Origin of the sequence: Sedimenticola hydrogenitrophicus (genome assembly GCF_025175675.1) — a bacterium.
In the GTDB taxonomy this organism is placed as follows: domain Bacteria; phylum Pseudomonadota; class Gammaproteobacteria; order Chromatiales; family Chromatiaceae; genus Sedimenticola; species Sedimenticola hydrogenitrophicus.
Map to the genome: position 1 here is coordinate 1 of NZ_JANIOA010000025.1, position 20,248 is coordinate 20,248.

The following is a 20,248-nucleotide window of genomic DNA, read 5'->3' on the forward strand; positions in this document are numbered from 1 at the left end:
GCCCCTTGTTCCCCAGGGGGGTTCGGGTAGGATAGGGTGCAATACCTGCGCGCGACTTACTCAGGGGTTGGAGTCAGGCGGCCCCTTCAGGCCGGCCCAGGCAACCATCTGTTCGCAGCCTGACTCCAACCCCCTCGTCTCAACTTCAACAGGCATGGCCGATGACTTCCAGAACATACAGCCCCCTCCGCTCAGTACTCTATGCCCCGGGCGCCAATCCCCGCGCCCTGGACAAGGCCCGTACCCTGCCGGCGGACGGCCTGATCCTGGACCTGGAGGATGCCGTCGCCCCGGAGGCCAAGGCGCTGGCGCGGGATACGGTGGTGCGGGTCCTGGCCGAGGGTGGCTACGGCCATCGCCGCCGCGTGGTGCGCATCAACGGACCGGATACCCCCTGGGGTGCGGCGGACATCACGGCGGTCGCCCGGGCGGGGGCCGATGCGATCCTGCTGCCCAAGGTGGAGACCCCGCAGGCCGTACTGGCGGCGTTGGCGGCCCTGGATGCCGCCGGCGGGCCGGCCGACCTGCCGCTCTGGATCATGGCCGAGACGCCTCGCGGTATCCTGGAGATCGGGGCTATCGCCGTCACCCATCCACGCCTGGAGGTGATCGTGATGGGTACCTCCGATCTGGCCAAGGAGCTGCGGGTGCGCCACACCCCGGATCGGGTGGGGCTGGTCGCCGCGCTGGGGCACTGCGTACTGGCGGCGCGTGCCGAGGGGCTGGAGATCCTGGACGGAGTGTATCTGGATCTGCGGGATGAGGCGGGTTTCGAGGCCGCCTGCGAGCAGGGCCGGGACATGGGCTTCGATGGCAAGACCCTGATCCACCCACGGCAGATCGAGGCGGCCAACCGGGCCTTTGGCATCAGCGCCGAGGCGCTGGAACAGGCGCAACGGATCATCGCCGCCTGGCGCGAGGCACAACAGGCCGGGCGCGGTGTCTGCGTGGTGGAGGGGCGCCTGGTGGAGCAGCTGCACGTGCAAGAGGCGGAACGGACTGTGGCGATGCACGAGGCGATCCGTGAGCGCGGCTGAAGTGGAACGGTTCCGCCAGCGCTTGCTGGCGCGCCGGGCCGAGTTGATCGCGGATACCGATACCGCCAGCGACGCCGCCAATATTGTGGAGCTGGATCAGACCCGGGTCGGCCGCCTGACCCGCATGGACGCCCTGCAGCAGCAGGCCATGTCCCAGGAGAACCAGCGGCGTCGCACGCTTGAGTTGACACGTATTGTCCAGGCATTGCGCCGTATCAAGGACGACGAGTATGGATATTGTGTAGAGTGCGGCGAGGAGATCGCAGAGAACCGCCTGGCGGTCGATCCGGCCGCCCCACTCTGCATCGGTTGTGCCAGCGAGCGGGAAAAGGGGCGCGGTTGAGCGTACCGGCCCCGATTATCAGAGGAGTTCGATGAGATGAATTGCAATGTCATGGTGTTGCCGAGCAAAAAACCAGAAAAGATCCGCCTGGTGCAGATTCCCGAGGACATGGAGTCCCAGGAGGCGTACCGCCACGCCACCGGGGTGATCGCCGCCGCCGAAGAGGCGAACCCCCAGTTTACCTGGGAGGATATCGAGGACGCCCTGGATGCCCAAGGTTTTCGCACCCTCGATTTTGTCCTGGGGCCAGCGCTGGACTGAGCCAAGCCCACCGGTCACGGTGAATTGGCTCCCGCGGGGCGCACTGATACTATCCTTTACCCACAAATGCCGATGAACACGCGTGTAGGATGGGTGGAGGCGCGGTACTTTTGTTGACGGCTGTTCGCGGTGGTCGGGCGCGCCGTAACCCATCATCGGATGTGGATGCAGGTGTGCGATGGGTTACGCGCTGGAGTGGGTGCCGGCGGAGAGTTTATGGGGGCGCTCCACCCATCCTACGTCCTGCGCTGGACTGACCCCGTTCCGCCGATGGCTGTCGACTCAGCCTTCCCCCATCCGCCGCTCCAGCTTCTGCTGGATCAGGCTGATATGCAGACGCAGGTCATATAGCTCCTCGGCGTAGGAGAGCGGGATCTCGATATGCGCCACCTCGTGCTCGATCCGCTCCAGCGCGGCCCGGGCCTGCGCCAGATCGGCCTCGGGCTGGAACAGCAGGTGATCAATGGACAGCACCTCCCGGTACCAGCGGTAGATGCGCGAGCGCATGCGCCAGCGGTAGATCGGCGGCATGATCTTGAACAGCGGCAGCATCAGCGCCAGGAACGGCAGCAGCATCACCTTCAGCCGGTCCACCAGGGTGGCGGCCCAGAACGGCAGGTAGCGCTGCAGCAGCGGCGGACCGTATTGGTAAAAGCGTTCGGCCTCGCCGCTGAGGGGGTAGACCAGGTACTCCGGGGCCGGGAACTGTCCGCTCTGCTCGAACCAGCCCCCGCTCCCGTGCACCGTCCGGGCGGCCTGCAGTAGTAGCCCTATCAGCGCCGGGTGGAGGTCGTCGCGGACCACCAGGTTGGCGCTGGCGGCCAGCAGGATGGTGGGCCGTTCCGGGAGGTTGCGTTTCAGGTCGATCACCCCCTGCGGCAGGATCACCGATGAGAGGAAGCGGTGACTGCGGGTGTAGGCCTCGGCGCGGGCAAAACTCAGCAGCTGAATCTGTTCGGCCTCGAGCAGGCGGCGCACCACCGGCGACAGGGGTGAGGCGACAAAGAAGGCGGCGTCGAGTTCGCCGTTCAGCAGCGCGTCGGCGGCGGCCTGGCCCCCCGTTTCCAGCAGCGGGCTGCTGCCCGGGACGATGCCGTTGTCCGCCAGCAGTTGCAGGGCCAGCGAGCGGGTGCCGCTGCCCTCGGCACCGATGGCGGTGCGCAGACCCTGCAGGTCGGTCAGACGGCCGACTGGCAGCGCCCGGCGGTAAAACACCCAGAGCGGTTCGAAATAGAGACTGCCGAGGGAGCGCAGCCCGGCCTCCTCGGGCGTGTTGCCGCTGGTGCCGCCCTGCACCAGGGCCGCCGCCACCTCGCCGCGGCTGAGGCGGCCGATGTTGTCGATGGAGCCCGCGCTGGTCAGGATCTCCAGTTCGATCTGCTCCTGCAGCAGCCGTTCCCGGTAGGCCTGTCCGAACAGGTAGTAGGCCCCGTCCGGCTGGCCGGTGGCCATGCGGATCCGCTCCGGTGGCGCCGGCTGGACGAACTGGTAGGCGAGCACGAAGCCCAGCAGCACCAGCAGCACGGCCGGGCCGAAGATGTGCAGGTGATCCTTGCCTGGCACGGGTTTGCGTTGTTTGCCCAAGACGCTATCCTGATCCGTTGATGTGGTGAATCTCGCGCAGTCCGTAGTTGGGGTGAGGAACGAACCCCAACATCATGGGGCACACGCATGACACCCCGTTGGGGTTCGCGGGCTCACCCCAACCTACACTCTGGGATCGGGCAGGCCCGACAGGGTCCCGCGCATTTGCGAGAATAAATTGGGCTAATATTCCTGAAGGCCAGATACGGCTCCCGCTATTCACTATAACCCAGATTCCCGAGGTCGCCATGCCGATCACCAACCAGCATTTCGTCAACGGCAACCCGCTGTTGCCGCCGTTTCCCCAGGGGTTGGAGCGCGCCCTGTTCGCCATGGGCTGCTTCTGGGGGGCGGAGCGGCTGTTCTGGCAGATCCCGGGGGTCTACAGCACGGCGGTCGGTTATGCCGCCGGGCATCTGGCCGACCCGAGTTACGAGCAGGTGTGCAGCGGCACCACCGGACACGCCGAGGTGGTGCAGGTGGTGTTCGACCCCGAACAGGTCGCCTATGCCGAGCTGCTGAAGTGCTTCTGGGAGGGGCATGACCCGACTCAGGGGATGCGCCAGGGCAACGATATCGGCACCCAGTACCGTTCCGGGATCTACGTCACCAGCGAGGCGCAGCGACGCCAGGCCGAGGCCTCCCGGGACGCCTTTCAGCCGGCGCTCACGGCGCGCGGCTATGGCCCCATCACCACCGAGATCGTGGCAGCCCCGGAGTTCTACTATGCCGAGGAATACCATCAGCAGTACCTGGCCAGGAACCCGGGCGGCTACTGCGGCCTGGGCGGTACCGGCGTGGCCTGTCCGGCCGGGGTGGATTGAGCTGGTGTGGTGCGGCGGCGGGCCGGCTTATTCCGGCCGCAGTTCGATGGTGCCGTTGATCTGCACCTCGAGCCGCTGGCTGCCCGCCTCCAGGGTGGGGGCAGTCTCCGCGCGCAGGGTCATGGCCTGCAGCGGATAGGGTCGCGGGCCGGCGCCGTCTTGACTGATATTCATCTGTACCAGCCGGTAGCGGTTGTGGCCCATCGCCTGGCTGATCAGCTCGGCCCGGGTGCGGAAGCGCTGCAGCGCCTGGCGGATCAACCGCTCCTCGATCTGTTCGCGCCGCTGCGGCGAGATGCCGTAGCTGATGCCGCCGATGCCGAGCGCTGGCTGCAGTTTGCCCATCAGCTCGCTGATGGCCGCGGCGTCGCGGCCTTCCAGGCGCAGCGACTGGCGCACGCGCCAGCCGGACAGGGTGTTGCTGCGATAGACCGGGCTGGTCTGGTAATCCAGGGTCTGCACCTTGATCCCGGGCTGCTGTTTGGCGGTCTCCACCGCCTGGCGCATAGTGCGGTTGACCCGGGCGCCGAGTTCGGCGGGATCACTCCCCTCGTGCTGGACGAACAGGGTGGCACTGAGGGTGTCGTTGTCCACCTCTTCAGCGGCGGAGACCGTCAGGTTGATGCGGTCGTAGGTCGGGGGCTCGTCGGCGAGGAGCTGGCCGGTGCTCAGGGTCAGCAGTAGCAGCAGATAGCGCAATGTCATGGTTGATCCTCGGGTCATTGCGGCGTGTCGGAGGTCCCGACCGGCACCCCGCCGATAAACAGCTGTTCCACGTCGATGGCGTCAAACCGGTAGTGCTTGTTGCAAAACTCGCAGTCGACCTCGATGGCCCCCTGCTCCGCGAGGATCGACGCCAGCTCCGCCCGGCCCAGGGCGCGCAGTGAATTGGCGATGCGTTCCCGGGAACAGCCGCAGCGGAAGGCGACCGGTTCCGGTTCGAACAGCCGCAGCGGCTCCTCGTGGAACAGCCGGTGCAACAGGGTCTGCACAGGCAGGTTCAACAGCTCCTCCCGGGTGACGGTCGCCGCCAGCAGGCAGATCCGCTCCCACGCTTCCGGGTGCTCCCGCTCCGCGGGGAGCTGTTGCAGAAACAGGCCGGCCGCCCGCTCCCCATCCGCCACCAGCCAGAAGCGCGAGGCGAGCTGTTCGGAATGGTTGAAATAGCGCTCCAGGGCCTCGGCCAGGTTTTTTCCTTCCAGTCCGACGATCCCCTGATAGCGGTCGCCGCCCTGGTTGGCCACGGTCAGCATCATCTGGCCGGCGCCGTAGATGGCCGGCAGATCGCCCTCCGGCAGCTCGCCCTCCCAGCGCGCCAGCCCGCGCACGGTACGCTGCCGGGTGGCCTGTGCCACCAGGGTGCGCAGTGGGCCGCCGCTCTGCGCCTGCAGGATCAGAGAGCCATCGTATTTGATAGTGGCGGAGAGCAGGAGCACCGCGGCCATGGCCTGGCCGAGCTGTTCGGCGACCGCGGCGGGGTAGGCATAACGCTCCCGCACCGCCTTCCAGCTGGCGTCCAGCTGGAGGATCTCGCCACGGATATCGAGTTCGTCGAAAACAAAACGGTACAGCCGATCTTGAGTGTTCATGGTGTTGATAGTAGGCAATCCGCTGGTCAGAAGATATCGAAGCGCTCGAACTGGGTGCTGAACTGGCCGCGCCCCTGGGTCATGCTGCGCAGCTCGGTGGTGTAGCCGAGCAGGCTGGCCAGCGCCACCTCGCAGTGGATGGTGGCCTGGGCGATGCTGCGTTCGGTGTCCTGGATCAGGGCATGGCGGGATTGCAGATCCCCCAGCACCGTGCCCAGGTTCTCCTCCGGCACCACGATCTCCGCCTTCATGATCGGCTGCAGCAGGGCCGGTCTGGCACTCTCCAGCGCCCTGCGCAGGGCGCGGGCGGTGGCCGAGGTGAGGGCCTCGGGGGTGGAGTGGGCACCGAACAGCTCCACCTGGGTGACGCTCACCTCCAGATCCTGCAGTGGGGCCCCCTCCAGGGGGCCGCCACCGAGGCCAAAGCGGATGCCCTGTTCCAGCGCCTCCCGCTGCGGGGCGCTGAGCTGACTGCCCTCCGGCAGGATGGCCGGCTGGCAGTGGCTGACGATGCCGGCGCCCCGTGGCAGCGGGCTGACGGCGACCGTCACCTGGGCCCGCAACGGCTCCTTGCGGGTCGGATCGGCCGGCGGCTGGAACAGGTGCGTCAGCTCGCTGCGCCGGGTGATGGTCTCGCGCAGAGCCACGGCCGGCTTGCCGGTCCTCACCTGCAGGTTGTATTCGCGCTGCAGCCGCTCGATGATGATCTGCAGGTGCAGCTCGCCCATGCCGCGGAGCAGCTTCTGGCCGGTTTCCGGATCCTCCCCGAACTGCAGGGTCGGGTCCTCCTCCTGCAGCTTCGCCATCACCTCCAGGAACTTCTCCTCCTGGCTGGAGGAGGCCGGCTCCACCGCCAGGCTCAGCACCGGCTCGCGGGTGTCGATGCGCTCCAGCAGCAGGGGGTGGTCCGGGTGGCACAGGGTATCGCCGGTGGCGGCGTGGCGCAGCCCGGCCAGCAACACGATATCGCCGGCGTGGGCGATGTCGAGCCGACTCTTCCTGGCCGCATCCACGTCGAATATACGTGCCACGTGTTCCCGCAGCTCGCTGCCGTCGGCGCGGCTGAAACGGACCGTATCGCCCGGCCTGAGCAGACCGCGGTAGAGCCGGGCGAACACATGCCGTCGCCCGTCCCACATCTGTACCTTGAAGGCCAATGCCACCAGGGGCTGGTCGTCCTCCATGGCGATGGTGGTGGTGGTGCCGTCGGCCAGCCAGGCGCTGGCCGGCGGACGCTCCAGCGGCGAGGGGAGCAGCCGGACCACCCCATCGAGCAGCGGCTGCACCCCCAGGTTGCGCAGTGCCGAGCCGCCGAAACAGGGGCATACCTCACCCTTCAGGGTGGCCGCGCGCAGCGCCGCCCAGACCTGCTCCGGGTCGGGCTCCTCGCCGCCTAGCACGCGGTCGGCAAGGGCCTCATCGGTTTCCGCGATCCCCAGTAGCAGACTCTCCCGATACGCCGCCACCGACTCCCACAGGGCCGGGTCGCAGGGCGTGGTCTCCAGTAATTCGCCATGCTCGCCGCCGAAGCGGATCAGGCTGCGCTCGATCAGGTGGATCACCGCGCCCTGTTCCAGTAGCGGCAGGGTGACCGGCAGCGGGCGCGCGCCGAGGCGTTTGCCGATGGTGGCCAGGGCATGATCATAATCGGCTCCGGCGCGGTCCACCTTGTTGACAAAGAAGAGACAGGGGAGATTGAATTTTGAACGCTGCCGCCACACCGTCTCGGTCTGCGGCTCGACGCCGCGGACCCCGTCCAGCACGATCACGCAGCCATCCAGCACCCGCATGCTGCGCTCCACCTCGATGGTGAAGTCCACGTGCCCGGGGGTGTCGATGATCTGGATCAGGTGATCCCGCCAGGTCGCCTTGGTGAGTGCCGAGGTGATGGTGATACCGTGACTCTGCTCTTCCGCCATGTAGTCCATGTGCGCCGCGCCGTCATGCACCTCGCCGATCTTGTACAGCGCCCCGGTGTAGAACAGGATGCGCTCGGTCAGGGTGGTCTTGCCGGCATCGATGTGGGCGGCAATGCCGATATTGCGAACTTTTTCAATCGAATGGCTATTATTCATTTGACAGACTGCAGCGAGAGTGGATATCCGGGCAAGACTAAACGACTCGGCGGCAATGTGGAACAACCCCGGTGCAATCGGCCGCTTTTTTGTCCAGGGATGGGTGTAGGGGCAACCCCCCCGTGGTTGCCCGCCGGATGGGGTGGTGTCGAAAGATCAGGCAGGCACAGGGGCCTGCCCCTGCGGCGGGCTACGCAGAAAATATCCGGGAGCGGCTTTTGTCGCCCCCGACCGTTGGTTTGCGGTAGGATGTCGGCGTGTCGTGTACCATGGAACGCGGCATGGTCAATCGGCAAGTGGAGCAGTTCGGGAGCAACAGCTTATGAAGCAACGTGGATGTGCGATTCTATTATTGGCCTTGGCGGCGGTGCTGACCCCCGTTACCGGGATCTCGGCCGAAGAGCCGAAGGGCGAGGCGGCGGGTGAAGCGGCGGGCGAGGCGTCAGGCGGTCAGGTGTTCAATGACTGGGGACGGCGTTGCGAGGTCCTGAGCAGTACCGGGGAGGAGCTCTGTCTCATCTTCCAGCGGCTGCGACTGAAAGAGAACAACAAGACGGTACTCCACGTGACCTTTGGCTATCCGCCGCTCGGTACCGGGCCGGTGATGGTGTTGACCACGCCCTTGGGGGTGTCGCTGATCGCTGGCATTGAGCTGCGGGTGGACAGTGTGGGTGAGCCCCGCAAGGTGCCCTACAATCTCTGCGTCGCCGACGGTTGCCGCGCCAGCCTGGCAGTGGACGAGGTGCTGCTGGCGGCGATGAAACAGGGCGACAAGCTCCAGGTGGCCTTTGCCGACGCCCAGAACAAGCCGTTGGGTCTCGAGGTGTCGCTGAACGGCTTTACCGCGGCCAACGATTCGCTGAAAAAGTAACCGCTGTGAGGCGGCTCCCCGGGGTGGAGATGCCCGGGGGAGGCTGCTGGACCGGACCGGCGGCCTCGCTTCAGGCGGTCGGGCCGAACAGTTCAGCCAGTTTCTGGCCGGGCTCCGCGGCGCGCATGAACGCCTCGCCGACCAGGAAGGCGTGAACGCCATGGCGGCGCATGCGCGCCACATCGGCGGGGCTGTGGATGCCGCTCTCGGTCACCACGATGCTCTCCGGGGGGATCTGCGCCAGCAGCTCCAGGGTGGTGTCGAGGGAGACCTCGAAGGTGCGCAAATTGCGGTTGTTGATGCCGACCAGCCGGTTGTTGAGGCGTAGCGCCCGCTCCAGCTCCGCCGCGTCATGTACCTCCACCAGCACATCCATGCCCAGCCGGTGGGCCAGGTCGTTGAGCTCCGCCATCGTCCCGTCATCCAGACAGCTGACGATCAGCAGGATACAGTCGGCGCCGATCAGCCGCGCCTCGTGCACCTGGTAAGGGTCGATGATGAAATCCTTGCGGATCACCGGCAGGTCGCAGGCGGCGCGGGCCTGTTTCAGGTAGTCGTCGCTGCCCTGGAAAAAGTCGACATCGGTCAACACCGAGAGGCACGCCGCCCCGCCCCGCTGGTAGCTGGCGGCGATCTCGGCGGGCCGGAAGTCGGCGCGGATCACCCCCTTGCTGGGGGAGGCCTTCTTGATCTCGGCGATCACCCCTGCCCCACCCTGTTCGATCCGCTCGGCGATGGCCCGGGCAAAGCCGCGGGTTGGGTTATCGATTTGCGCCAGTCGTTCGGTCAGGTGCTCCAGCGGCAGCGCCGCCCGGCGCTGGGCGATCTCTTCGCGTTTGCGTTGGACGATCGTCTTCAGGATGTCGGGTGTATTGCTCATGGGCAATCTTCTCTGGTAAATACAGTCAGGGAGCGTAGTTTACACGTTCTCGTTTTTGAATTAAGCCTGTACGAGGTAGAGATGGGCCGTTACCGTCCCCCACAGCCCAAACAGTCCCCCTACATCACCCGCGCCGGTTACCTGCGCCTGGAAGCGGAATCGAAGCTCCTCTGGGTACGCCGCCGCGAGGTGACCAAGGCACTCGCCGCCGCCGCCGCCGAGGGCGACCGTTCGGAAAATGCCGAGTATATCTATCGCAAGAAGGAGCTGCGGGAGTTGGACCGGCGCATCCGCTACCTGCAGAAGCGCCTGCCCGACCTGAAGGTGGTGGAGACGCGGCCCAGCAACCCGGAACAGATCTTCTTTGGCGCACTGGTCGAGCTGGAAGATGACGCCGGTGAAGCGCTGGCGTACCGGATCGTCGGTCCGGATGAGTTCGATCCGCAGCGCGGCTGGATCAGCATGGATGCACCACTGGCCCAGGCGCTGCTGAAGCGCTTTGTCGACGATGAGGTCAGGGTGCAGACCCCTGCCGGAGAGCGCCGTTTCTGGGTGTTGTCAGTCACTTACGCCGTCGATTGAGAGAGCGCGCCACTGTGCTCCACCCCTTCGGGGTTGGCCAACCTGACAAATTTGTAGGATGCGGTGAGTGAAACGAACCGCATCAAGGGGGACTGCCGTTTCCAGTGAGGTTTGGTGCGGTTCGCGGGCTCACCGGCACCCTACGTCCGAGAGCTCGGTGGTCACGTTTTTTGTGCCCACGAGGATGGTGCGGCACTGGGCAAAGCCGCTCCCGGCCATCGCATCCTCGGCTCCGTAAACGGTACCTCCCTGTACCACTCCTCATGGCCTACGCGGTATCTGTCCATCCTTGGGCAAAAAGGTGGGCACAAACTACGTGCCCACTCCACGCGACATATATATTTAGTAAACCTCCGTGTCCTCTGTGCCTCGCGTTTAATTTACTGACTCTCCCGCCGTAGTTCGGTGACTGAACGCCCGCCAATACCCCAGTTGTCGGTGGGCACTTCCTCGATCACCACCACCGTGGTGGCCGGATTCTTGTTCAGGGTCTCCTGCAGCAGCCGGGTCACCCCCTCGATCAGGGTCGCCTTCTGTTCGGCCGTGGCCCCTTCGTTGGTAATCTTGATGTTCACGTAGGGCATGCTTTTTCTCCTTCGATGATGAATGTCTGTGCGATGGATGCCGCGCAGGGTGGCATATTTCCGCTTCGCGGGCACCCGCCATTACCCGGGCTGGGGGCACTCCGGTTGCAGCTCTGCACGCGGCTCCCGGGTGCCGATTGCCAGCAGGGTGCCGGCCGCGCTCAGGCCGGCGGCCAGCCACAAGGCGATCTGCGGGTTGCCACCCTGGGCCATCAACTGGCCGGCGATAATCGGTCCGCTGATCTGGCCGACCCCGTAGGAGGTGACCAGCAGGCCCATCAGCCGCGCCGGATTGTGTTGCGCCAGATGCCCTGCCTGGCTCAGCACCATGGCGACGATGCCCATGAAGGTGAAACCGAAGCAGAGCCCGCCGGCCAGGGTGGGGGTGGCGCTCCCCAGCAGCGGCAGCAGCAGGCCGAGGGTCTGAATCAGATAGGCCGCCACCAGGCTCGGCAGGTTGCCGATACGTCCCGCCCAGCGCACCCACAGGTAGCAGGAGGGGGCGGCGGCCAGCCCCAGCAGCAGCCAGGCCGACTGGCCGACACCGGCCAGTTGCGGATTGGCCTGGATCACGGCAATGATGAAGGTGGTGCCGACGGCGAAACTGGCGCCGGCGAAGAAGTAGCTGCCGGTCAGGTAGAGAAACGGCCGTCCCAGCTCGCGCCAGGCCATGCGCCGACCGGCCTGCGGATGGGGCTCCCCACCGCCGCTCCTGACCCAGCGCCAGGCGGGCAGGACAAACAGCAGGCCGAGCAGGGCGCTGGCCCACCAGGTGAGCCGCCAGTCCAGAGGGCTGCCGGCCCCGCCCAGTGCCAGGGCGGTGAGCACGATACCGACCCCCACCCCGCCGAAGTGCACGCCGATCAGTTGGCGCACCCCCTGGCGGGTCAGGTGCTCCAGCACCAGGCTGGTCCCCAGCACCATGCCGGCGGCGCTGCTGAGGCCGGAGAGATAGCGCAGCAGCGACCACACCGGCATGGATTCACTCAGGGGCAGCAGGGCGTTGCAGAGTACCGCCAGGATCAGGCCGGCGCGGAACAGCCGCTCCCGGAGGCGGCCGTTGCTCAGGCTGCTGGCCAGCAGCGCGCCGCTCAGATAGCCGGCGAAGTTCATCGCCGCCAGCAGCCCGGCGGCGGCGTCGCCCAGCCCCAGCGCCTCCTGCATGCGCGGCAGGGCCGGGGTGTAGGTGAAGCGGGCGATCCCCATGGTGAGGATCAGGCTGCTGATCCCGCCTGCCAGGATCTGCAGGTTTTGGCGTGTGCTGTGCAAGACGTTTCTCCCGTGTCGATGGTCTGTGACAGAGCATGCGGGCGCTTGCCTATCATTACAAACGATTTATAATGATCAGAACGTTCACTATTTATGAATTTAGAGGTGGGGTATGGAAGTCAGCAGTCTGCGGATCTTTCTCAGCGTGGCCGAGACCGGTGGCATCTCCGCGGCGGCCGAGAAGCTGCACTATGTCCAGTCCAACGTAACCGCGCGGATCAAGAAGCTGGAGCAGGAGCTGGGGGCGGCGCTGTTTGTGCGCCGCAGTCGCGGCATGTCCCTGACCGCGGCCGGGCGGGTGCTGAAGGACTACGCCGAGCGCATCCTGCGCCTGGAGTTGCAGGCCGCGGATGCGGTGCGCGGCACCATCAAGGATGGTGGTTCGGTGCGCCTCGGTTCCATGGAGACCACCATGGCGATCCGCCTGCCGGCGATCCTCAAGACGCTGCACGGCGACATGCCGGGGGCGGAGATCAGTGTCAGCACGGGACGCACCGAGGGGCTGATCCGCGATGTGCTGGAGCACCGCCTGGACTGCGCCTTCGTGGGCGGTCCGGTGGAGCATCCGGAGCTGGCCAGCGAGATCGCCTTCGAGGAGGAGCTGGTGCTGGTCACCGCCCGCCAGGCGGTGACCCCCAACGTGCTGCTGGTGTTCCGCTCCGGCTGCGTCTACCGGGCGCGGGCCGAGCAGTGGCTCAGGGAGGAGGGACGGTTGCCCTATGCGATCATGGAGTACGGCACCCTGGAGGGGATCCTCGGCTGCGTCGATGCCGGTCTCGGCTGCACCTTGATGCCGCGTGCCGTGGTGGAGCGTTCGGCCTTCCAGGTCGATGTGGCGGTCACCCCGATCCCGGCCCATATCGCCCGCATCCAGACCCTGCTGATCCGTCGCCGGGACACCCCGCTGAGCGGCGCCATGCACAAGCTGATCGAGCTGACCGAGGCCCACCGCTGAACTTGCCAGATAGTATCAGATGAGACTATGCTGTCTTGCAGCATCAATAAATCAACCTTTAGTTGTTACTGCTCACCCGGTCTTCAAGTGATTGTCCTGCCTTGTTGGTCGATCTTGGTGGCGCCTCGAATCCGGCCCCTTTTTCAGATTCAAGCCTGCCTTTGTTTGAGCGAAGCGAGTTTGGGCAGGCGCTGAAAAAGGGGCCGGATTCGAGGAGACAAGCCATCGTGCGAGGCCGGCAAGGCAGGACAATCACCTCGTGAGTAGTTACCTTTAATTCATGTAGTCGTCTGCGGCTCGGTGGTGGCTGACGATGACGGCCCGAGGACCAAATCCGAGTGGAACCGATGATCAACAACGAATGGCTGAAGCGCGACGATTACCGCTATTTCTACACCATCCCGACCCGCTGGAATGACAATGACCAGTTCGGGCACCTGAACAACGTCATCTATTACCGGCTATACGAGGCGTTGATCGTCCAGTATCTGACCGACGCCGGTCTGGACTGGATGCAGGACCCGGTGATCCCCTACGCGGCAGAGAGCCTGTGCCGTTTCCGCCGCGCAGTCAGCTTCCCCGACGTACTCGATCTGGGGCTGCGGGTGATCCGGGTGGGGCGCACCAGTGTGGTCTACGCCCTGGCCATGTTCCGCCAGGGTGAGGGCGAGGCGGCGGCCACCGGCCACTGGGTGCATGTCTACGTCGACCGGCAGACCCAGCAGCCGATGCCGGTGCCCGAGGCGATCCTCGCGGCGATGCTGAGCGACCAGTGAGGCGGTAGTCGCAGCCCCTCAGCCAGGGTCGGATAATGAGCAGACAGGGGGCGGAGTCAAGCAGCGCACCGGCGACGCGACAGGCAACCTGGTTTGAGCGGTTTGACGCCGACCCCTTGCTCCGAATGGTGGCGTGGATGGAGCCCGCACCCTGGGAGCTTAGTCATGTGCGCTTGCCCAGGTGACGAATTCGGCATGCGGTATCGGCCGGGCGATGTGGTAGCCCTGAATGATGTCGCAACCCAGCTCGACCAGGATCTCCTGCATCTCTGCCGTCTCTATCCCCTCGGCAACGATCTCCAGATGCAGTTTTCTGGCCATCTGGATAATGGTGCTGACGATATGCCGGTCGAGGTCGTCGTTGAGGATGTTCAGGATGAAGGAGCGGTCGATCTTCAGCTCATCCGCCGGCAGCTGCTTGAAGTAGGCGAGGGAGGAGTAGCCGGTGCCGAAGTCGTCGATGGAGATGCGTATGCCGTTGTCCTGAAGCCGCTTCAGGATGTCGGCGCTACGCGCGATATCCTGCATCAATGATCCCTCGGTGACCTCCAGGGTCAGCAGTTCGGGGCGGGTGTCCCAGAGGCCGAGGGCGCTGGTCACTGCCTTAATGAAGCGTTCGTCGGTCAGATCGAGGGCCGAGATATTTACCGCCACGGAGAGATTTCGGGCCGGATCGCCCCACTCCTGGCGTTCGCGCAGGGCGGTGTTGAGACACCACCAGGTCAGTTTCGGCATGATGCCCATGCGCTCGGCTACCGGAATGAACAGGTCCGGGGGAATCATGCCGTGAACCGGGTGCCGCCAGCGCATCAGTGCTTCGGCTCCCAGCAGGCGCCCGCTGTGCGAGGCGATCTTCGGCTGGTAGTGAAGGCTCAGTTGGTTGCCGGTGATGGCATTGTCCAGGTCACCTTCGATATCCCAGTCGGTAACGATGCTCTTCAGATCATCGTGGTTGTAAATCTGATAGGGCGTCCGGGTGATTTTCGAAGCCAGATTGGCAATCTCGGCATAGCGGAACAGCTGTTCCGGGTCACGACTGTGTTCCGGGGCCAGTGCCATGCCGATGGAGAATGAAAACTTTCGTTCCTTATTCTGGATCTCGATGGGTGAGCCGAGAATGCCTGCCAGCTTGTTGACGGCGAGGATGGCGTGACCACGATTCACCAATCGGCTGAGCAGCACGACAAACTCAAACCGCCCCGAGCGGATTATCCGGTCGTCGGGGTGGAGTGCCTGCTCCAGCTGGCGGGACAGATCGGCCATGATCCGTTCCGCATGCCGGGCGCCAAAAATGCTGCCGATACGTCTCAGGCCATGCGGGTAGATGAGTACCAGGGCATAGTTTGCCTGCGCCGAGGCCGTTAGTGCCTCCAGACGCTCAAACAGTTGTGTTGGGGATGAGATGTGTTGGTCCACGGATCTCCGGTTTAAAAGTAGTAGAGGTTCGGGTCCAGGTCATAGGCGCCCGGCGGCAGGCCCCGGGCGATGCTGAGTGGGGCGGTCCCCTTACTCTCCAGGCCGGCCTGCAGGTCCAGTTCCTGGAACTCATCCAGCAGCTGCTTGTCATGGTCGAGCAGGACCATGATCAGCGGTCGCAGGCGGTAATGATCATTCTGGCCGATCACCACGCCGACACTGCCGTTGCTGAGTTCGACCAGGCTGCCGACGGGATAGATGCCCACCACCTGAATGAACTGCTCCGCCAGTTCGGTCTGAAAGTCGATGCCGCGCCATTGATAGAGTAGTTCGATCGCCTCGAAGGCGGGCAGTGGCTGGCAGAAGGGGCGCTGCGAGGTGATGGCGTCGTAGGCGTCCACAATCCCGGCAATACGGCCGCACAGGGGAATCTTCTCCTCGCTCAGTCCCAGGGGGTAGCCGCTGCCGTTGTGCCGCTCGTGATGGGTGCTGATCATCTCCAGCGCCATTCGGTCCGCACCCTTGGTCTGCTTCACCATCTCGAACCCGATCCGCACATGCTGTTTGACCGTTTCAAACTCCTCGACGCTCAGGCGGCGCTGGTTGTTCAGCAGCTCCTTGGAGAGCCGGCACTTGCCGATATCGAACAGAAAGCAGCCGGTCGCCAGCGAGTTAAGCTGGTTGACCGGCAGGCCGAGGTGGCGGCCGAAGGCCACCGCCCAGACCGCGCAGCTGAGTGCATGGTGATAGGTGTAGCTGTCCATGCGCTTTAGGTGGGCCAGCCAGATGAAGGCATCCGGGTTGCGGGTGATGCTCTGCACCATCGGTTCTATCGCCTTTTTCAGGACCGGCAGATTGAGCTGTTTGTCCCCTTCCGCATCCTGCAGCAGGGTCTGGTAGGTGCTTTCCAATACCTCGTAGTGGAGCCGCGCGCTCCCCATCTCCTCCTCGCGTGGTACGGACTTCTGGTAGTTGATGCGGGTACGTCCCGTGAGGCGACGGATCTGCATTGCGTCGGATACCGGATCGTGCGCCCCGCCCGCGCCCAGAATATGGCCGGGGATCGAGTGGTCTTCGCTCTTCAGTACATCCACATAGACGTAGTCGCAGTAGCTCTTCAGCGCCAGCAGGTCCTGTTCGGAGAGGATTTGAAAGCCCTGGATGGGGTACGGGGTCTCCAGCCAGGGCCGGTCGAGGCTGGAGACAAACATGCCCCGTTGCAGGTCATCCACGCGTACTTTAATGACGGTTATCGACATTGAACGGCTCTGGGCAGTTGCTGGTCATGCGCTAAATGCGGACGTGTCCACGACCGGTGCGTCCCTTCAGTATGGTATTTTATGCGGCAGATTTCGGCCCCTGTGTATGCAGGAAACCGGTTCTGCCGGACGTCCCCCCTTTATGTCGGCCGGGGTGACGGAATCTTTATCCTTTTTGCTGTTGCCGGGCCGGGTGGCAGGGTGCGGCACCCGCTTCAGCTCCAGAGGTCGGTGCTGAGGTAGCGTTCGCCGGTATCCGGCAGCATGGCCAGCAGGATCTTGTCGCGGAAGGCATCCTCCCGGGCCGCCTGGATCATACCGGCCACCGCGGCACCGGAGGAGATGCCGGCGAAGATTCCCTCCCGTTGGGCCAGGAAGCGGGTGGTGTCGTAGGCCTGCGCGGTGGTGATCTGGAATACCCGGTCGTAGATTTCGGTATTCAGGGTCTCCGGGATGAAGCCGGGCGCGGTACCCATGATCTTGTGTTTGCGGGCGATCCCCCGGGAGAGGATGGGTGAATCGGCCGGTTCGGTGGCGATGATCTGGATATGCGGATTGTGCAGACGCATGTATTTGCCGATACCGGAGATGGTGCCGCCGGTGCCGGTGGTGCAGACGATGGCGTCGAGCCGGTCACCGAAGTCGGCCCAGATTTCGTCGGCCGTACCTTTGTGGGCATCCGGATTGTCCGGATTGAAGTGCTGGCCGACGAAGAACCAGCCGTGTTCCGCGGCCAGTCCCTTGGCCTCCTCGATGGCCCCCTTGGTGCCTTTTTCCGCCGCCGTCAGCACCAGCTTGCCGCCGAAGGCGCGCAGGATGGTCTTGCGCTCCTCGCTCATGTCCTCGGCCATGACAAAGACCGAAGGGTAGCCCTTCTGCGCCGCGATCATCGCCAGGCCAATGCCGGTGTTGCCGGAGGTGGGCTCGATAATGGTGTCGCCGGGCTTCAGGTCGCCGCGCCGCTCGGCGCACTCGATCATGTTCAGGGCCGGCCGGTCCTTGACCGAGCCGGCCGGGTTGAAGCTTTCCAGCTTGACCCAGAGTTCCGCGGCCAGGATATCGGTCACCTTGTTCAGGCGGATGACGGGGGTGTTGCCAATGGTCTGCAGGATGTTGTCGTATTTCATCGGGGCGGCCGGCTGTGAACGAGCGCGGAATGATAGCCTATTTGCCGCCCTTCCGCAGTAGATCGACCGGCAGGTAGAAAAACACAAAGCGTCCCTGCTGAAAGTCGATGCGCAGGGTGGCGTTCCGATGCAGGGCATAATCCACATAGCCGGGGGTGGCGCTATTGAGATGGCATTCACTGGCGTGCTGCGGCGACTCGAAGTCACGGTCCCGGTCATACCAGGAGAGCAGCATGTGCTCGCCCAGGCGCGCCTCGGCCTCCCGGTTGGCCAGCGTCATCGCCTCCAGGTAATTACCGGGCGCGGGTTCGGGGTCCAGCGAGATCAGGGTGACCCGGCTGTAGTCCGGTGCCATGGGCAGGGTGCAGACCGGGTGGCGGTCATCGGTAGTCATCGGTGGTTCCCGTGAAGTGCATGGTACTGGTTGGAATAGTATACGCACGCAACGCTTAGGGCTCGCGCAAAAATAAGTTTCGGTATTCGGTCGCCCCTGGACCCCGCTGGCGGCGTTACGCTTTTTGGCAAGGGAATGGCCATTGCCTGCAAAGCGTGCCTTACCAGCGTGGCGCCCAGAGTAACCTGGCGACGCCCTCGGTACTGCGAAATTATTCTTGCGCGAGCCCTTAAGGGTAATCCGGAACAATGACTGCTATATTTTCAGGCAAAATATTTAAAGAATGAGACCTTCCGCACACAGGATTTGTGGCGAATGGCCGCTACCCTCACTGGGATCCCAGTAAATAAGTAATAAGAGCAGGAGAGAGATATGTCCATAAGTACCGGCACGCAAACCCCTGTGCGTCACAGCGCCGAGCAGCTGGTGCAGGACTCCCTGACCCTGATCTCCCTGCCGGCCGCCTTCACCCGCCTGCAGGAGGTGATGGCCGCGGATGACAGCAGCATGAAGGATGTGGCCGATGTGGTCTCCCTCGATCCGGCGCTGGCCGCCCGGCTGCTGCGCATCGCCAACAGCGCCTACTATGGCCTGCCCTCGCAGGTGGAGACCATCACCCGGGCGGTGAACATCCTGGGCACCCGGCAGATTCACGACCTGGCGCTGGCCACCAGTGTGGCGCAGGCGTTTGAGGGGCTGCCCAACGAGCTGATGGACATGAGTACCTTCTGGTACCGCAGTGTGATGTGCGGGTTCCTCGCCCGTGAACTGGCCCGGGCCTGCGGCATGCGCGAGATCGAGAGCCTGTTTGTACGCGGGCTGCTGCTGGATATCGGCCACCTGATCCTTTACAGCCGCTTTCCCGAGGAGTGTCGCCAGGCGCTGGCCCAGTCCGGTGACGACCTGCTGGGGTTCTACCGTCTGGAGCGCGAGCTGATCGGTTGTGACGCCAATGAGCTCGGCACCCAACTGATGAGGAGCTGGAAACTGCCCCAGAGCTTCGTCGAATCCTTCGCCTGGCTGCAGCACCCGGAGGAGGGGCAGGCGAACGCCCGGCAGGCGGCGGTGCTGCACCTGGCCGCCTGGATAACCCACGGGCTGAATACCGATCTGCTGATGGAGCAGATCTTCGACCGCATCGCCGCGCCGGCCTGGGAGCTGACCGGCCTCAGCCGTCAGCAGGTGGTGCAGGTCAGCGATACCGTCTCCGGGGAGATGATCGAGGCGATGTACCGGATCTTTGCCGTCAATGAGTAGACCCTCGCGTGGGCCCTACTCGGCAACGAACATCAGGGGTCGGAGTCAAACCGCCCGTGGCGGGGTGGCTTGTACAGAGCGCTTGAGGCGGTTTGACTCCGACCCCTCAAGACGCCTTATGCAACACCTAACTGGTAGATAGTCAGTCGAAGCTCTGGGTCAGGATCACCAGCCGGTCGAGACGGTTACGGGCCTCGCCGCTGGCGATGGCCTGACCGGCCCGTTCCACCCCCTCCTGCAGGGTCTCCGCCACACCGGCGGTATAGATGGCGGCACCGGCATTGAGCTGCACGATATCCCGGGCCGGGCCGGGCTGATTGTCCAGCACGGCGCGGATAATGGTCAGGCTGGCGGCGGCGTCCGCCGCCTTCAGCTGATCGATGGGCGCCCGTTTCAGACCGAAATCCTCCGGCTGGATGCTGAAGCGGCGGATCTGTCCCTGCTTCAACTCCGCCACCTCGGTGCGCTCGCCGATGCTGATCTCGTCCAGGCCGTCTCGGGAGTGGACCACCATCACGTGGCGGCTGCCCAGTTTCTGCAGCACCTGGGCCAGCGGTTCCAGCAGCGCCTCGCTGAACACCCCGAGCAACTGGTTGGGCACCCCGGCCGGGTTGGTCAGCGGGCCCAGCACATTGAAAATGGTGCGTGTGCCCATCTCCCGGCGCGGGCCGATGGCGTGTTTCATGGCGCTGTGGTGGCCCGGGGCGAACATGAAGCCGACCCCCACCTGGCGCACGCATTGCTCGACCTGTTGCGGGGTCAGATCGAGACGGATGCCAGCCGCCTCCAGGGCATCGGCGGCACCGGATTTGCTGGAGACCGAGCGGTTGCCGTGCTTGGCCACGTTGCAGCCGGCGGCGGCGGCGACAAACATCGAGGCGGTGGAGATGTTGAAGGTGCCCGAGCAGTCACCGCCGGTACCGACGATGTCCACGGTGTGGGAGAGGTCGCCGATGCTGACGCCGCTGGCCAGCTCGCGCATCACCGAAGCGGCGGCGGCGATCTCGGTCACCGACTCCCCCTTCATGCGCAGTCCGATCAGAAAACCGCCAATCTGGGCCGGGGTGGCGCCACCGGTCATGATGGTGCGCATGACGCTGGTCATCTCCTCGCTGGAGAGATCCTTGTGGGCCAGTACCTGATTGATCGCCTGTGGCATCTCCAT

The 20,248-nt window shown here is 64.7% G+C and carries 21 protein-coding genes; 9 read left to right on the forward strand and 12 right to left on the reverse strand.

What is annotated here, in order from left to right; all coding sequences use genetic code 11:
• Positions 1 to 161: 161 nt before the first annotated feature.
• The 3 genes from NPX02_RS13720 to NPX02_RS13730 are packed head-to-tail and all read left to right on the forward strand — an operon-like array spanning position 162 to position 1,641.
• Positions 162 to 1,037 carry an HpcH/HpaI aldolase/citrate lyase family protein gene (locus NPX02_RS13720; protein WP_260294314.1) on the forward strand — a complete coding sequence of 292 codons (876 nt, stop codon included), beginning with the start codon at positions 162 to 164 and terminating at the stop codon, positions 1,035 to 1,037.
• Positions 1,024 to 1,380 carry a TraR/DksA family transcriptional regulator gene (locus tag NPX02_RS13725; RefSeq protein ID WP_260294315.1) on the forward strand — a complete coding sequence of 119 codons (357 nt, stop codon included), beginning with the start codon at positions 1,024 to 1,026 and terminating at the stop codon, positions 1,378 to 1,380. Before NPX02_RS13720 ends, NPX02_RS13725 begins: the two co-directional genes overlap by 14 nt.
• A gap of 36 nt (positions 1,381 to 1,416) precedes the next feature.
• Positions 1,417 to 1,641: a hypothetical protein gene (locus tag NPX02_RS13730; protein WP_260294316.1), complete on the forward strand. Its 225-nt coding sequence runs from the start codon at positions 1,417 to 1,419 to the stop codon at positions 1,639 to 1,641.
• A gap of 282 nt (positions 1,642 to 1,923) precedes the next feature.
• Here the strand turns inward: NPX02_RS13730 and NPX02_RS13735 are convergent, their stop codons facing one another.
• Positions 1,924 to 3,225, reverse strand: coding sequence for a TAXI family TRAP transporter solute-binding subunit (locus NPX02_RS13735; protein ID WP_260294317.1), 1,302 nt, complete (start codon positions 3,223 to 3,225; stop codon positions 1,924 to 1,926).
• 248 nt (positions 3,226 to 3,473) lie between these two features.
• Here NPX02_RS13735 and msrA point away from each other — a divergent pair, with 248 nt between their 5' ends.
• Positions 3,474 to 4,049: a peptide-methionine (S)-S-oxide reductase MsrA gene (msrA, locus tag NPX02_RS13740; RefSeq protein WP_335342569.1), complete on the forward strand. Its 576-nt coding sequence runs from the start codon at positions 3,474 to 3,476 to the stop codon at positions 4,047 to 4,049.
• 27 nt (positions 4,050 to 4,076) lie between these two features.
• Here msrA and NPX02_RS13745 read toward each other — a convergent pair whose 3' ends face one another.
• Genes NPX02_RS13745 through NPX02_RS13755 form a run of 3 tightly spaced genes read right to left on the reverse strand, consistent with a single transcriptional unit; the run spans position 4,077 to position 7,713 of the window.
• Positions 4,077 to 4,754: an SIMPL domain-containing protein gene (locus NPX02_RS13745; protein WP_260294318.1), complete on the reverse strand. Its 678-nt coding sequence runs from the start codon at positions 4,752 to 4,754 to the stop codon at positions 4,077 to 4,079.
• Positions 4,755 to 4,768: 14 nt separating this feature from the next.
• Positions 4,769 to 5,638, reverse strand: coding sequence for an Hsp33 family molecular chaperone HslO (gene hslO / locus NPX02_RS13750; RefSeq protein ID WP_260294319.1), 870 nt, complete (start codon positions 5,636 to 5,638; stop codon positions 4,769 to 4,771).
• A gap of 26 nt (positions 5,639 to 5,664) precedes the next feature.
• Positions 5,665 to 7,713 carry an elongation factor G gene (locus tag NPX02_RS13755; protein WP_260294320.1) on the reverse strand — a complete coding sequence of 683 codons (2,049 nt, stop codon included), beginning with the start codon at positions 7,711 to 7,713 and terminating at the stop codon, positions 5,665 to 5,667.
• 322 nt (positions 7,714 to 8,035) lie between these two features.
• On the opposite strand from NPX02_RS13755, the gene NPX02_RS13760 reads away from it, so the two are divergent.
• Positions 8,036 to 8,584 carry an invasion associated locus B family protein gene (locus NPX02_RS13760; protein WP_260294321.1) on the forward strand — a complete coding sequence of 183 codons (549 nt, stop codon included), beginning with the start codon at positions 8,036 to 8,038 and terminating at the stop codon, positions 8,582 to 8,584.
• Positions 8,585 to 8,654: 70 nt separating this feature from the next.
• On the opposite strand, the gene trpC is transcribed toward NPX02_RS13760, so the two are convergent.
• The gene (trpC, locus tag NPX02_RS13765) at positions 8,655 to 9,464 is read right to left on the reverse strand and encodes an indole-3-glycerol phosphate synthase TrpC (protein ID WP_260294322.1); all 810 of its coding nucleotides are present in this window, start codon (positions 9,462 to 9,464) and stop codon (positions 8,655 to 8,657) included.
• A gap of 81 nt (positions 9,465 to 9,545) precedes the next feature.
• On the opposite strand from trpC, the gene greB reads away from it, so the two are divergent.
• Positions 9,546 to 10,046 carry a transcription elongation factor GreB gene (gene greB / locus NPX02_RS13770; RefSeq protein WP_260294323.1) on the forward strand — a complete coding sequence of 167 codons (501 nt, stop codon included), beginning with the start codon at positions 9,546 to 9,548 and terminating at the stop codon, positions 10,044 to 10,046.
• A gap of 380 nt (positions 10,047 to 10,426) precedes the next feature.
• On the opposite strand, the gene NPX02_RS13775 is transcribed toward greB, so the two are convergent.
• Complete coding sequence (locus tag NPX02_RS13775; RefSeq protein WP_260294378.1) at positions 10,427 to 10,654, reverse strand: 2-hydroxymuconate tautomerase family protein; 228 nt, start codon at positions 10,652 to 10,654, stop codon at positions 10,427 to 10,429.
• A gap of 57 nt (positions 10,655 to 10,711) precedes the next feature.
• The gene (locus NPX02_RS13780) at positions 10,712 to 11,899 is read right to left on the reverse strand and encodes a YbfB/YjiJ family MFS transporter (RefSeq protein WP_260294324.1); all 1,188 of its coding nucleotides are present in this window, start codon (positions 11,897 to 11,899) and stop codon (positions 10,712 to 10,714) included.
• Positions 11,900 to 12,011: 112 nt separating this feature from the next.
• On the opposite strand from NPX02_RS13780, the gene NPX02_RS13785 reads away from it, so the two are divergent.
• Both NPX02_RS13785 and NPX02_RS13790 read left to right on the forward strand, forming a co-directional pair.
• Positions 12,012 to 12,854, forward strand: coding sequence for a LysR family transcriptional regulator (locus NPX02_RS13785; RefSeq protein WP_260294325.1), 843 nt, complete (start codon positions 12,012 to 12,014; stop codon positions 12,852 to 12,854).
• A 347-nt stretch (positions 12,855 to 13,201) separates the two neighbouring features.
• Positions 13,202 to 13,630, forward strand: coding sequence for an acyl-CoA thioesterase (locus NPX02_RS13790; protein ID WP_260294380.1), 429 nt, complete (start codon positions 13,202 to 13,204; stop codon positions 13,628 to 13,630).
• A 159-nt stretch (positions 13,631 to 13,789) separates the two neighbouring features.
• Here the strand turns inward: NPX02_RS13790 and NPX02_RS13795 are convergent, their stop codons facing one another.
• The 4 genes from NPX02_RS13795 to NPX02_RS13810 form a co-directional block, all read right to left on the reverse strand.
• The gene (locus NPX02_RS13795) at positions 13,790 to 15,046 is read right to left on the reverse strand and encodes a putative bifunctional diguanylate cyclase/phosphodiesterase (protein ID WP_260294326.1); all 1,257 of its coding nucleotides are present in this window, start codon (positions 15,044 to 15,046) and stop codon (positions 13,790 to 13,792) included.
• 11 nt (positions 15,047 to 15,057) lie between these two features.
• Positions 15,058 to 16,305 carry an HD-GYP domain-containing protein gene (locus NPX02_RS13800; protein WP_260294327.1) on the reverse strand — a complete coding sequence of 416 codons (1,248 nt, stop codon included), beginning with the start codon at positions 16,303 to 16,305 and terminating at the stop codon, positions 15,058 to 15,060.
• Between the two features lie 215 nt (positions 16,306 to 16,520).
• A complete protein-coding gene (cysK, locus tag NPX02_RS13805) occupies positions 16,521 to 17,432 on the reverse strand; it encodes a cysteine synthase A (RefSeq protein ID WP_260294328.1) in 912 nt (303 codons plus the stop codon).
• 37 nt (positions 17,433 to 17,469) lie between these two features.
• A complete protein-coding gene (locus NPX02_RS13810) occupies positions 17,470 to 17,826 on the reverse strand; it encodes an AF1514 family protein (protein ID WP_260294329.1) in 357 nt (118 codons plus the stop codon).
• A 372-nt stretch (positions 17,827 to 18,198) separates the two neighbouring features.
• Here NPX02_RS13810 and NPX02_RS13815 point away from each other — a divergent pair, with 372 nt between their 5' ends.
• The gene (locus tag NPX02_RS13815; RefSeq protein ID WP_260294330.1) at positions 18,199 to 19,083 is read left to right on the forward strand and encodes an HDOD domain-containing protein; all 885 of its coding nucleotides are present in this window, start codon (positions 18,199 to 18,201) and stop codon (positions 19,081 to 19,083) included.
• A 142-nt stretch (positions 19,084 to 19,225) separates the two neighbouring features.
• On the opposite strand, the gene trpD is transcribed toward NPX02_RS13815, so the two are convergent.
• Positions 19,226 to 20,248, reverse strand: coding sequence for an anthranilate phosphoribosyltransferase (trpD, locus tag NPX02_RS13820; RefSeq protein WP_260294331.1), 1,023 nt, complete (start codon positions 20,246 to 20,248; stop codon positions 19,226 to 19,228).